8 protein-coding genes are annotated in these 13833 nt (G+C 40.1%); 1 reads left to right on the top strand and 7 read right to left on the bottom strand.

What is annotated here, in order from left to right; translation table 11 throughout:
• Positions 1 to 134 precede the first annotated feature (134 nt).
• On the bottom strand, positions 135 to 4100 hold the full coding sequence (locus NXS00_RS06420) for a carbohydrate-binding protein (protein WP_258098301.1): 3966 nt from the start codon (positions 4098 to 4100) through the stop codon (positions 135 to 137).
• A 335-nt stretch (positions 4101 to 4435) separates the two neighbouring features.
• Here NXS00_RS06420 and NXS00_RS06415 point away from each other — a divergent pair, with 335 nt between their 5' ends.
• Positions 4436 to 5407 (top strand): alpha/beta hydrolase family protein, encoded by a 972-nt coding sequence (locus NXS00_RS06415; protein WP_258098300.1) that lies wholly within the window; start codon positions 4436 to 4438, stop codon positions 5405 to 5407.
• A gap of 60 nt (positions 5408 to 5467) precedes the next feature.
• On the opposite strand, the gene NXS00_RS06410 is transcribed toward NXS00_RS06415, so the two are convergent.
• The 6 genes from NXS00_RS06410 to NXS00_RS06385 all read right to left on the bottom strand — a co-directional run bounded on the left by NXS00_RS06410 (position 5468) and on the right by NXS00_RS06385 (position 13820).
• Positions 5468 to 6010 (bottom strand): YceI family protein, encoded by a 543-nt coding sequence (locus tag NXS00_RS06410; RefSeq protein ID WP_258098299.1) that lies wholly within the window; start codon positions 6008 to 6010, stop codon positions 5468 to 5470.
• A 206-nt stretch (positions 6011 to 6216) separates the two neighbouring features.
• A complete protein-coding gene (locus NXS00_RS06405) occupies positions 6217 to 7830 on the bottom strand; it encodes a SulP family inorganic anion transporter (RefSeq protein ID WP_258098298.1) in 1614 nt (537 codons plus the stop codon).
• A gap of 325 nt (positions 7831 to 8155) precedes the next feature.
• Positions 8156 to 8893: a pirin family protein gene (locus NXS00_RS06400; protein ID WP_258098297.1), complete on the bottom strand. Its 738-nt coding sequence runs from the start codon at positions 8891 to 8893 to the stop codon at positions 8156 to 8158.
• Complete coding sequence (locus tag NXS00_RS06395; protein ID WP_258098296.1) at positions 8877 to 9473, bottom strand: nitroreductase family protein; 597 nt, start codon at positions 9471 to 9473, stop codon at positions 8877 to 8879. The genes NXS00_RS06400 and NXS00_RS06395 overlap by 17 nt, the downstream gene beginning before the upstream one ends.
• Positions 9474 to 9547: 74 nt before the next feature.
• The gene (locus NXS00_RS06390) at positions 9548 to 9844 is read right to left on the bottom strand and encodes a response regulator transcription factor (protein ID WP_258098295.1); all 297 of its coding nucleotides are present in this window, start codon (positions 9842 to 9844) and stop codon (positions 9548 to 9550) included.
• 13 nt (positions 9845 to 9857) lie between these two features.
• Complete coding sequence (locus tag NXS00_RS06385) at positions 9858 to 13820, bottom strand: T9SS type A sorting domain-containing protein (protein ID WP_258098294.1); 3963 nt, start codon at positions 13818 to 13820, stop codon at positions 9858 to 9860.
• Between the last annotated feature and the right edge of the window lie 13 nt (positions 13821 to 13833).

The following is a 13833-nucleotide window of genomic DNA, read 5'->3' as shown; positions in this document are numbered from 1 at the left end:
GATAAAGCTAGTTATTGCTGAAATTTCAAATGAAGGCAGGAATGTTGAAAAAAAATATAGCCCCGAAGATTTTCATCTTACGGGGCTACTTGTTTAGACGGGTCGTCTAATCTTAACCCAAGACTGCAGACAGATTAGTCTTGTTTGAAGAAGCGCTTAGTGATCGTCCCGTCCTGACCTGATAATCGAATCATGTAGTGACCTGATTGTAGTTTTGTGATATTCAGGTCTACTACGTTCGATTCAATGACTTTATCGCTTATTTTTCTTCCAGTCATATCTATTACTTCCAGTTTTTGGAAGCTTGATTCTCCAAGATTCAAATAGATATCATTTTGTGCTGGATTCGGGTAAATCGTAACATCAATAGATGAAGAAGAAATTGTTTCGTTACTCATTCTTGCACCACTTCCGCAGTTACCTACTGTAAAGCTATGAGGACTTCCTGCTGAGTTGCGTTCACCACCTTCTGGTACACTGTAAGTGAAGTAGTAATTGACCGTTTGTCCATTAGAAGCATTCAGTTGGAATGGAGTATTTGGCGTTACTACATATCCAGGATATGGTCCAGTTGCACTCGTTCCGTAATACAGGATAACAATGTTATCACCAATTCCTGTATAGCCTGGTATGAAAGTGATTGTTGGATTGTTACTATCACTTGAAATGCTGGTAGAATAGTCTCCGTTAGGTCCTTCATCACCACACCCAGCAGATGCTACTTCAGAGAAATCCATGTAATTAAGGTTGATTCCTGCACTGATGAATACCACACGAAGTTCATGAGCGCCTTGAGGGATATTTACCGATTGAACAGTTACGTCCTGATAGCTTTGCCATCCGCCGGTATTTGGTACAGATACTGTTCCAGAAACATCAGACCCATCGATCTCGATTCTCAATGAACCACTTCCATTTGCAGAAGCTACTCTAAAGTTTACGTCGTAAGTTCCTGCTGTTGAGCTGATGTCATAAGCTAACCATTCACCAGCTTCAGTCCAGCCAACATTGTATAGACCTTCTGCATCACCTGCATTTTCAATATCTACATCATCGCTTCTGAAAGCACCACCAGTATTTCCTGCAGATGTGTCAAAATATCCTACGTTTTGACCACCGGCATTGTAGTTTTCTGCTTCAACACGTCCTGGTAAAGTCCAGCCTGCGGATACTGCATTAACGGTGATGGAGGCACTTCCTGAAATGCTGCCACTTGAAGCTGTAATAGTAAAGCTACCTGCAGAAGAGCTTGTAAATAAACCACTTCCGCTAATGGATCCACCATTGGTTGACCAGTTAATACTGGCTGTCATTGGTTGGCCATTTTGATCATAACTTTGAGCAGAGAATTGCTGAGTTTGTCCCTCATCGATAGTTGGGTTGTTCGGACTCACAACGATAGAAGTAAGCACAGGCTGCTGCACTTGAGATTCTATAGCTTCTACATAGTTGATATTGAAGCCTGCTGCATCAATAACAATTCTCATGGTGTGATTACCTGAAGCGATGGATACGTTTTCAGCAGTTATTGTAGCGTAAGACTGCCAGCTGCCTGTATTCTGAGCATTGATTGGGCCAGTAACGTCCACACCATCTATTTCAATATGAATTTGACCAGTTCCAGAAGGGGAAGCCATTCTTGCATTGATGTCGTAAACTCCTGAAGAAGCAGTAGCATTGATATCATATTCCAGCCATTCGCCTGCATCTGTCCATCCGATGTTATATCCTCCATTAGCATCTCCTGTTGCTTCAATATCTACATCGTCATTTCTGTATGCGCCACCACTGTTTCCAGCTGAAGTGTCAAAATAGTTGGTGTAATCTTCTACTTGAACAGTTCCAGGTAAAGTAATTCCTGAGGCAACCTGATTCACAGTAATATTCGCCGTTCCTTGAACTCCAGAACTGCTTGCTGTAACAGTAAAGTTTCCAGTTGAAGATCCAGAGAATAAACCATTGGAGTTAATAGATCCTCCAGTTGAAGACCAGGAGAAGGAAGTACTCATTGGATCACCATTTTGATCAAATGCCTGAGCGGTAAACTGCTGGTTAGAACCCTCTTCGATGGTTGCGTTGGACGGGGAAACATTGATAGTTGTCAATACAGGTTGGTTGGTGCCTGTATATTCGAAATATACATCTGCAATTGCCAGATTCGCGATGTTTCCTGTACCATTGATGCTGAAAAGTGTTTCTACACCTGATAAATTCAGGCCATTGAAATCCGCTAATGGAATGGTCAGCTCATGCCACTGTCCATCTCGAGCAAACCCATAAGGATCATTTCCAGATTCAAAGATGATTGTTCCCGCAGCTAATCCAAGATTAACACTCAGATTAAGCGTTTCTGTAGCAGATGACTTCATTGCTAAATGCAAATTACCTCCTTCAAACGCTGATAAGTCATGAATTTGATCAGCTGTAAATCCAAACCCAAACCAGCCTAAGTTATTCGTAGCGTAACTAAGTGCAGGTTGTCCATTATACGTTTCAGAAGGTCCGTCAATCAAAGTTTGTTCCCAAACATAGATATCGCCATCTGTTCCTAAAGTAAATTCATCAGCCACTTGCGAAGAAGTGAATAATCCATAGTTACCTTGAGCAGGAACGTATTTGTTGGACTCACTTGCTGGTTGGGATGAGATATAAATCTCATCGATCAACATCTGAGAGGTAGCAGCTGGATTATTGTTTTCTACATTGCTGATTACAAATGGAGAGAAGACCTGCTGGAAGTTAGTCACCAATAGCTCTATAGGTATCTCCACGTCATGCCATTGTCCATCTCTTACCAGCCCGTATTTTTCTTCGCCTGCAAGGAAGTTAACTCCGGCAGATCCTCCTGAGCTTTCCATAGCTATTCTGAAAGGTTCTTGTGAGGAAGTGTTGATTTTAAAACGAAGAGATCCGCCGGAATAATTTGCCAGATTCAATACATCTGAGCTGTTGAGTGTCATTCCTGCCCATTGGTTCGCAGGGAAGGTGATATCATATCCTTCGCTACCGTAAGGACTGGTTACTGTATTTAAAATGATTTCAGGTGCTGCTGCATCTTCCCAAAGGAATAGCTCAGCGTCTACTCCGAAATTCAACTCATTGTCTGTTGTAGTTCCGTCAGAGAAAATTCCAAAGCCATTAGCACTAAGCAATTCTTCTTCCACGTTACCAAGCGTTACTTCGCCATTACCATCAAGGTTGTAAACTCTTACATATTCAACCATCATTTCTGCCTCACTTCCTGCATTAGGAAGTGCAGTTACGTTGGCTGATGTGTTTTCAGCAGAAGAGAAAGGAAGCCATCCACCTACTGCCATATTCAATAAAATATAGAAGTTGTCATCAGAGAAAAATTCACTTTCGAAGGTTGGTGTATTCGGGATTGTAAATACTTCGTGTGCGGTCGATTCAATTGGATTGTTGTTGGCGTCTGTTTCTAAAACATAAGCTGTCATGCCAGTAGGTGTCCAATCTACGCGATAGACAAAATAGTCCTCATGAAGTCCTTTACCCGCTTCTACAAAAGCATCGTATTTAAATTCATCCTCATTGCCATACTGAAGGTTGCCAGTTACACCTGCGTCTTCCGCTCTCCAGAAGACGTTGGCTTTTGCCACTGCATTGACATCTGTAGACATGGCGTTGAAACCTGCTTCCATGATGTCTATTTCTCCAGTGTAAGGCCATCTGTTGCCATCACCAAGCATCCAGAACGCAGGCCAAAGACCATTGTTCATATTTGGAAGCTTAATACTCGCTTCTACACGGCCATATTTCACGCTGACTTTGTCTTTGGTAAGAAGTCTGGCAGATGTGAATTCCTTACCAGCAACATTTTCTCTACGAGCAGTGATAACTAGTTTTCCATTTACAATAGACGTATTGCTATTAGTATATGTCTGAAGCTCCTGGTTACCCCAGCCGCAGATACCTTCAGCACAGCCATCACCAATAGCATAAGTCCAAATGGATTCATCGAGTTGTGATCCATTGAATTCGTCTGACCATAATAAGGTTTGAGAGTAGGTTGTGTAAGTGAAAGTGAGCAGGCATAGTAACATAACTGTTCTGAGTTTTTCATTTAGTAGATGTTTCATCATTCTAGAGTTTTATAAGTGTTTACAATTGTTGGTTGCTTGTAATCACTAGGGCGGAGTGTAGATTATTTCAGTAATTGAGTTGATAATTGAAATAATCGTATTTAAAGCTCTCTAAAAGGATTGGTTATTGAAAATATATCAATACATCAATAATACATCAAGGGGTGAAAAATGCTCAATTTTAGATTAAAAATGAAAGGTGAAAAGTTTCATTAAGCGTTGTTTAAAAGGTTTTTTACCTCAACAATACTACATCAGAGAGTTTCATAACATTCAATGTTCATTGATTAGGGAATTAGTTTTAATTTGAAGGTTGATAATGAAAAACTAATGATATGAGATTGCCTTTTTTCTTCCTTTTTTGGATAGGTATTACTTCTGGATTTGCTCAAAAGTCCAAACTAATCGTTGAGTCAAATCAGATAAAGGATTTTTCGAAATATCCATTTTATAAATCCGTAAGCAGTATACCTGTCACAGATGATATTCCCGAGTGGTTCAGTTATATCGACAGTGTTGAGGTATTTGAGATTACCTACTTAAGTGATGGGCTTCAGGTTAAGGGGATTTTGGTTCAACCCAAAAAAGAGGGTAAATATCCTTGTGTTATTTACAATAGGGGTGGAAATAAAGAAGATGGGACGGTTTCCGTACCACGCGCATTGATACAGCTAGGAAAACTTGCGTCCTCTGGCTATGTGGTCATAGCTAGTCATTACAGAGGAAATCTGGGTGGTGAAGGTGTTGAGGAGTTCGGTGGGGCGGATGTTAACGATGTTACCATATTGCCTAAAATATTAGCTGAAATACCCAGAGCTGATACCTCGCGAATTGGAATGTATGGTTGGAGTAGAGGCGGAATGATGACGTATCTAGCCTTGAAAGAAATGACTTACCTTAAAGCGGTGGTAGTAGGGGGTGCTCTATCTGATGCTTTCCAGAATGTATCAGATCGACCTGAAATGGAAGCCTATGTTTTTTCAAAGCTTGTACCAGACTATTGGAATAATACAGAGGCAGAGTTAACGAAGCGATCGGCTATCAAATGGGCGGATCAGTTTCCAAAAGATGTCCCTATTTTAATGATGCATGGAACTTCTGATTGGCGTATAAAGCCTGAGCAGAGTTTACGAATGGCGCTGGAATTTGATAAATACCGAATACCATATCGATTAATCATGTTTGAAGGAGGAGATCATGGTATTTGGGAGCACAAGGAACGTGTAAACGAGGAAGTGTTGAGTTGGTTTGATCGCTTTTTGAAAAATGGGGAGGCGCTACCTGATATGGAGTTTCATGGGAGATAAACTAAAAACGGGACCTAAGTCCCGTCTTCAAAAATCACTGCTATTAAAATGAGCTACTGCTTATGCAGTAGCAGCTTCTTCTACTTGCTCTACTACTTGTACGTTAAGTAAAAGCTTCACGTCATCACCTACAACAACGCCACCAGCTTCAGTTACCATACTCCATGTAAGACCGAATTCTTTTCTGTTGATTTTACCTGTGATTTCGAATCCAGCTTTGTGCTGTCCGTAACCATCTACCATTTTACCACCGAACTCAACAGCTAATTCGACTGGTTTTGTAATGTCTTTGATAGTCAAGTCACCAACTAACTTATAGTCGTCACCTGCTTTTGCTACTTTGCCTTTAAATGTTAAAAGTGGGAAGTTCTCTGAATCGAAGAATTCAGGGCTTCTTAAGTGGCCGTCTCTATCTGCTACGTTGGTGTCAACGCTCGCTGTTTCTAAAGAGAATGTTGCCTTTGCACCGTCAAAATCGTCACCTTCAGATATTACTGATCCAGAAAATGATTTGAATGAACCTGTTACAGTTGAAATAACTAAGTGCTTTACTTTAAACTGTACTTCACTGTGAGTAGGGTCGATGTTCCAAGTTTTTGCCATGATACGTTATATTTTGTTTTTGTTAATTAAATGTACCTACATATAAATATGTGTAATTACAATAACTGTATATACATATAAAAGTTTCAAATTGGTTAAATTATTTTTGAGATTATTTGTAAGTAATTGAATGTCAGTGAAATGATGTAAATAAAAAAGGGTAGTTCTGAAAAGAGCTACCCTCATTATATGACGATAAAAATCCTCTATACCTCCTTGTCCAACAAATCCGTCACCACATGGTATCTAGGATCATCTATGCTTGTTTCAATAACCTTGCCAAAGTCAGGATCGAGTTTGGTTAATAACTCTTTGCACTCTGGGCTTAGGTGCGTCAGTTTAATGTTTTTGCCTAAATCAGTATACTTTTTAACGATACTACTGAGGGCTTCTACTCCGGAATGATCGCTTACTCTAGATTCAATAAAGTCGATTTCTACATTCTTTGGGTCTGTTTTTGGATCGAATTTAGTGCTAAACGCCTGGGTAGAACCAAAGAAGAGTGGCCCCCAGATTTCGTAAATTTTGGTTCCATCTTCTTTCAGGTGTTTTCTTGCTCTAATCATGGTAGCGTTTTTCCATGCGAATACCAAAGCGGAGATGATCACACCTGCGATTACCGCAATAGCTAGATCTTGCCATACAGTGATAGCAGATACAGCAATAAGCACGATGGCATCCGATTTGGGGATTTTATTGATCACTCTGAAGCTACTCCATGCAAATGTCCCGATTACAACCATGAACATTACCCCAACAAGTGCGGCAATTGGAATTTGCTCAATCAAAGGTGCCCCGAATAGGATAAAACACAATAAAGCTACAGCGGCAACGATTCCAGACAATCTTCCACGACCACCAGAGTTCACGTTAATGATAGACTGACCAATCATGGCACATCCACCCATACCACCAAATAAACCATTCAGGATATTGGCGCCACCTTGAGCTACACATTCTCTATTTCCACTTCCTCGGGTTTCTGTGATATCATCCACCAGGTTTAGCGTCATTAAGGATTCGATCAAGCCCACGGCTGCTAATAAGAATGCTGTAGAAATGATTAATCCCCAGTGCCCCTCTAGTGTATCCAGTAGAGTAAATATTTGAAATTGGAAAGATGGTAGTGAACCTTTCAAGCCAGAACCACCTCCATCGCGAATGAATGATCCAACAGTACTTACCTCTATTCCTCCAAAGATTGTCAAACAGGCTACCGCAATGATAGCCATCAAGGCTGCAGGAAGTTTTTTAGTAAATTTCGGAAGTAAGAACATGATGGCCATGGTAAGAGCCACCAATGCAATCATGATAAACAATTGGGACCCTTGAAGCCATTCTGTAACGCCATTATTAGTTCTCTTAAACATGCCCAGTTGAGCAAGAAAAATGACAATGGCTAGACCATTCACAAATCCCATCATTACCGGGTGTGGAATGAGTCTTACGAATTTTCCTAAGCGCAATACTCCAGCTAGAATTTGTATTGCTCCAACAAAAAGTAAGGTGATGAACAGCCATTGCAAGCCAAGGTTTTCAATAGGAGTATCAAGTCCTAACCCTACTTCGTTTCCTTGCTGAATCATGTGTACCATGACAACCGCCATCGCTCCTGTTGCTCCAGAGATCATACCCGGTCGACCACCAAACAAGGAGGTAATCAATCCCATCATGAATGCACCATACAATCCTACAAGAGGGTCTATACCTGCCACAAAGGCAAATGCTACCGCTTCTGGCACTAGGGCCAATGCTACGGTAAGTCCTGAGAGAATGTCGTTTTTAGGGTTGAAAGTGAAATTGTTAAATACCTTACTCATCTAGCCGTCTTTGCTTCAAAAAAGGCGCAAAGATAGTTGACCCACTGTTGAAAAGTAAGTTGATCAGTAAAACTATGCGTGAAAGGGAAAAAATAAACCCGATATGCGTCTCATATCGGGTTGAATTTGAATAGCCCTTAGAGGGCTTGGTGTTATTTAAACAAACAGGTGAATCGGATACGCTTATTTAACCCAAAGAAAGCATTGCCTTGTCAGGGTCAAAAGCATAAGTCAAAAGTATATATGGATTTTGGAGGAAATCTGGAGAAATGAAAAACCCAGCCGAAAGGAGCTGGGTTTTAAAATTATTTTTAATTCATTTTGACTAGAATCCTACCTCAATCATTGGTACTTCTATCAATAGCACTTGACTATCTTGATTGGCAGTAATTGATAATGATTCCACATTGGATATTCCTAAAGCATCTCGCTTTTTCAATGATTCAGTACCAATCGTAACTCCACCATCGATAATGAATGCGTAGACTCCATTTTCAGCATTGTGAAGTTTGTAGTCGATAGTTGCATCTTTATCCAAATCAGTTAAAGTGAACCAGGCATCCTGATTAATCCAAAGTGCCTTGTCATCATCTGGAGCAACAACTGTCTGAAGTTTGTTTTTACGATCTGCAGGATCAAATGTGATCTGCTGATACCTAGGCTCTATGTCTCGTTTTTTAGGAAGAACCCAGATCTGTAAGAAATTTACCAAATCAGATTTGCTATGGTTGTACTCCGAGTGAGTCAGGCCATAACCTGCGCTCATGATTTGTACATCACCAGACTTGATAACCTCGGTGTTTCCAGTGCTATCCTTATGTTCTAAATCACCTGTAAGTGGAATAGAAACAATCTCCATATTGTCATGAGGATGTGTTCCAAATCCCATTCCTCCCTGTACGATATCATCGTTGAGTACCCTTAGAGCTCCAAAATGAACTCTTTCAGGGTTGTAATATCGGCCGAAGCTAAAAGTATGTTTACTGAATAGCCAACCAAAATTTGCTACACCACGAGTATCTGCATCGTGACGTATGATATTTGCTTTATTTAAAGTTTCCATAATAAACAATCTCCTCTAATTGTTTTCGTGAACGTGGTGCTAGTTCCCTTGCTTTTAAATCTTCTGTTAATTGCTCCGGATCGCCATGGTATCCAATAGCAATTACCGTTACGGGTTCATAGTCTGATGGTATTTCAAACGAATCCATGATTTTGGATTTATGAAACCCTCCCATTTGGTGCATGGCAAGATCATCGTGAGTTGCTTGCGCACTCATGTTACCAATTGCCAAGCCAAGGTCATGATGTGCTGCGTGGTTTGGAGTACCGCTATTCGTATAGGTTTTCTTTACCAAACTAGCTACGAGTACTGGAGCATTCTTTGCCCAGGGTTGATTTCCTGGCATGAGACTGTCCAATAACTTCTGATGTGCTTCTTCTCCTTTCTTTGCTACTAGAAACCTCCATGGTTGCTCATTCATAGCAGAAGGAGCCCATCTTGAGGCTTCAAATAATTTATTCAATTGTTCTTGTGATACACTCTGATCTGAAAAGCTTCTTGGGCTCCAACGATCTTTGATCACATCTAATATATCGTGTTGTACTGGTGTTTCTTTCTTCGCTTGTAATAAAGTACTCATGTCGTATTAACTAATTGTGTCTTCACAAATATAATACGCAAGTACATTAAATGTAGTTACATATAAATTGAATATTATATTATTCCTGTTCTGATAGATCGAGCAACAAGCTGCGTTCCATTGGAGCAACCTGTTTTCTTTAACATGTTTCTTTGATGTGTTTTCACAGTATGAGGAGATATGCACAGGCTATCTCCAATCATTTCAGCTGTTAACCCTTCCGACATCAGGTTGAGAATGTCAATTTCTCGTTCTGTGAAATCAATCACAGGAATCGTTTTTATTGCAGAGATTACCTGGAGGTTATTGGTCTCTGGATTATCGGAGACCAACCTCAAGTGGTAGTTTGGTAAAGTGTTGCTTGCATTCATATGGTTGGGAGATTTAGTTTTTGAAAAACTTATGTTTAATCTGCTTGTCTTCTGTATCAATGAGTAATAAGAAAGTCCCTTTTTGAATTTTTAACTCTATTATTCCAGAATCTGGAATAGAACCAGATTGGGCTTCTTTACCTGACAAGTCTATTATCTGATATTTCAAAGATTGAAGTGACTTATCGGTTATTTGTAGGTAATCCTGTGCTGGATTAGGGTATAAATTGATAGAGCGTTTGCTTGAGAGTATCGTTGCATTAATTGTTACACACTCACTGACCGCAGTGCACTCATATGAAGAGATTTCAACGAAATAGTCACCTGAGTTGAACGGGCTAAATGATTGTGTGTTTGCGCCATCAATAGGTTCATTCGAATCGCAATCATACCATTGGTAAGATGCACCATCTTGATGGGATATTATCGTATTATTCTCAACAGAGACACCATTATCCAAATTATTTATAACTAAGTCTAAGGTAACCAGGCTATCACATCCACTAGTGCTTTGATAGGTAGCAATGTATGTTCCTTCTTCAGTCAAGTCACTACCGTCAAATGAAAAGAAGTCTCCACTACAGATTGTTTCTGAGATCTCTTCGTTGAAAGATGGATTTACAATGAGATTAAGATTGACGGTACTGTCGCAGCCTGTGGTAGAAGTAAATGTTTCAGAATATTGTCCAGCTAAGGATAGTTGTTGTGATCCGAAAGAGTAGGTTTCTCCTTCACAAATTGTAGTAGCTGTTGTCTCATTGTATACCTCGTTGATACTAAGTGTAAGTACTACTGTACTATCACATCCGGTAATGGATTCGAATACTTCCGTGTATTCACCAGCCTCTGATAGTGTTTGACCACCAAAAATGAAAGTGTCTCCTGCGCAAATACTTGTAGAAGTCGTTTCATTGTAAATTGGATCTACCTGTAAGCTGAGTACTACCGTACTGTCGCATCCTGTGGTTGAGGCAAACACCTCTGTGTATTCTCCTGCTGCTGTTAAAGTTTGGCTACCAAATAAATAGCTATCACCTGAGCAAATGTTTGCGGAAGCAGTTTCATTATATGTTGGGTTTACTTGTAGTGTAAGCACTACTGTGCTGTCACATCCTGTGCTAGCTGTAAGAACCTCCGTATACTGACCTGCACTTGTTAGTGATTGGTTGCCAAATATATAAGTATCTCCTTCGCAAATGCTGACCGTTGCAGTTTCATTGTACACTTCATTTACCGTCAAAGTAAGGACCACCGTGCTATCACATCCACTCACAGATTCAAAGAGCTCTGTGTACTCTCCTGAAGAGCTAAGGGATTGTGATCCGAATGTATAGGTGTCACCGTCGCATATGTCTGCTGCGGCAGTCTCGTTGTAAACAGGGTTAACCGTTAGCGTCAGCACAACAGTACTGTCACATCCGTTGCTGGCTGTGAATACCTCAGTGAACTCACCAGATGTGGTCAGTGATTGTGATCCAAGATCGTAAGTATCGCCCTCACAGATTTCTGCTGATGCCGTTTGATTATAAACTGGGTGAATGGTTAAATCAATAGTAATTACACTGTCACATCCGGCACTATTGGTAATGATGTCTTCATAAGTTCCAGAGGTGGTGAAGACAGCTCCACTAGGTGCGGTGTAGTCTCCACAAGAGCTTCTTGAAATAGAACTCGAAGTGGAAAAGCAAGTCTTAAACCAGACTAGAACATAACCGCCAGAGAAGCCTGAGAAACTGGAGACGATATCCAATTGTCCATCTTCATCTATATCTTCCACTAGAAGCGGCATATATCCGTGACCCGTGCCCTGAAAGTCAAGGTTGGTACCTAATTGAGTTTTAGTGAAAGTATTGCTGCCTTCATTGATGAAAACATCAATATAAGTTGGATCCTGACCGTCTTCGGTAATAGAAATCAGGTCATCTCTCGAGTCATTATTTAGATCTGCACTTGTTAGCTTGCCAGTGCTGCCAATTCCACCCTGGTAGGTAAGGTCTTCTGCGAATACTCCATTCCCGGTATTTTCCATCCATCGACCTCTGAAGATGACGTCCTTATCTCCATCCACATCAACATCTGCCATTGTGAAATAGATTGGTGATACGTTTTCGGTGTTTTCTTCAGATTGATAGTCCCATTGCTTGGTTGTTGAATTGAAGAAAGCAATTCTTACATATCGTTCAAAGGTGCCAACCGTTTTGGTATAAACTAGATCAGGATAATTGTCGCTATTTAAATCTATCAATTGATAAGAATCCAAATCAATGGTCGTAGAGTAAATGTTGTAACCTGTACCGGTATTTTCTAACCAGACGATTGTATTTTGATTAGATATGTTGTCAACAATGAATAGATCTAAATCATTGTCATTGTCTACGTCAATTAGCTCCAGAGCATTTGATGTATTGTTGTTTAGTCCTATTCCAGCATTGACTCCAGCTTCATCAGAGGTATAAATTAACGTGGTATCTCTGATTGATTCATTAAGGAAGTCGTTGACGAGATAAACATGTTTGGTATTTGCATAGAAGAGATCTAGATCTGAGTTGTTATTCCAATTTCCAATAAGTACGTCCATTGCTGTCCGAGAAACGTTATCAAAAACAACTGCTTCTTTTCCCTTAAAATTTTGATTGCCATCGTTGTAGTTGATAAGCACCTTTCCATTGGCGGTTTGATCGGTAGATATGAAATCTTTGAAACCATCACCATCCACATCTAGGTACTGAATTCGAGTCAGAGCCTCCATATGGTAGTTCAAGTAGTTTGCTTCGAAACTGCCATCAGCTTGCTGTGCATGCAGAATCATATCTTTATCTGCTCCAGATAGGATAAGAAGATCATCAAGGCCGTCATCATTGTAATCTCCACTTTCGACCTGAGTAGTGTATATGCCCGTTCCTGCTTGATTATATCTCATAAGATTACCTATCATTCTGTTCGGGTTTTCGGTGAAGGATCCTGCGCCATCATTGATGAATAGTCTTGTTATTCCTGCTGATTGATAACTAGTTTCACCAACAACGAGATCAAAGTCATTGTCTCCATCAAAGTCAACTGCTTCTAATGAATTACAATTGAGCGGAACCGTACCATCAACTAATGGATAGGACTTAATTATTGTACTAGAAAATGAATTGGTTTGATCATTGAGTTGTACATGGATTTCACCTCTGGGAGAACCACCTCCATATACTGTGGAAAATGCAATGTCAATGTGGTCATCAGCATTCAAATCACCGAAAAAATAGTCGCTCGAGAATGAGCTGGGAGAAATGGTTGTGGTGACTGTGTCAGTGGTGTTGTTGATGGTCATGTATAAAAGGTCCGTAGAACCAGTACCATCTGTGATTACAAAAGCATCCAGATCATTGTCATTATCAATGTCGAGAATTTCAAAATAGTTGATGCGCTTTGCATTGTACTCAGTTTGAGGAATCAATACTTCATTAGCAGCAAAGGAAAAATCACCCTCATTTCTTGCCCATACAATGTTACTAGGATTATAAACTGCTGTGACTATATCATTGAGTCCATCTCCATCCACATCCACAATATCTGCCAGTCTAAGAATACCTCCTGAAATTGTCGTCGTTACAGGATCTGTGAAGGATCCAGATTGGTTTTCAAAGATCTCATAGGCCATGTTATAGCTGTAAACAAGCATGTCTTCATCTCCATCATTGTCAAGGTCACCTGTTTCGATTTCAATACTCTGAGTGTATGTTTTGATGACCTGCGCTTCAAATGTTCCTGAACCATCATTGATGAGTACTTTTAGCTCAGTGCTATTGGTTCCTCCAGTTTGAAGAATGTCAAGATCACCGTCATTGTCATAATCAATTGATCTTATGTAATCTCCCTGATTAGTTGCAAAGTCGAGATTTGAAATTTCATTGATGGTAAAGTCCTGGGAATTTACAGTGTGAATAGAAAGAGTGAATAGAGTTAGTAATAAAATGGAATTGAATTTCATTTTTTGATTCAAT

This window comes from Marinoscillum pacificum, assembly GCF_024714495.1.
GTDB classification, from domain to species: Bacteria; Bacteroidota; Bacteroidia; order Cytophagales; family Cyclobacteriaceae; genus Marinoscillum; species Marinoscillum pacificum.
This window is presented reverse-complemented; position numbering and strand designations above follow the sequence as displayed.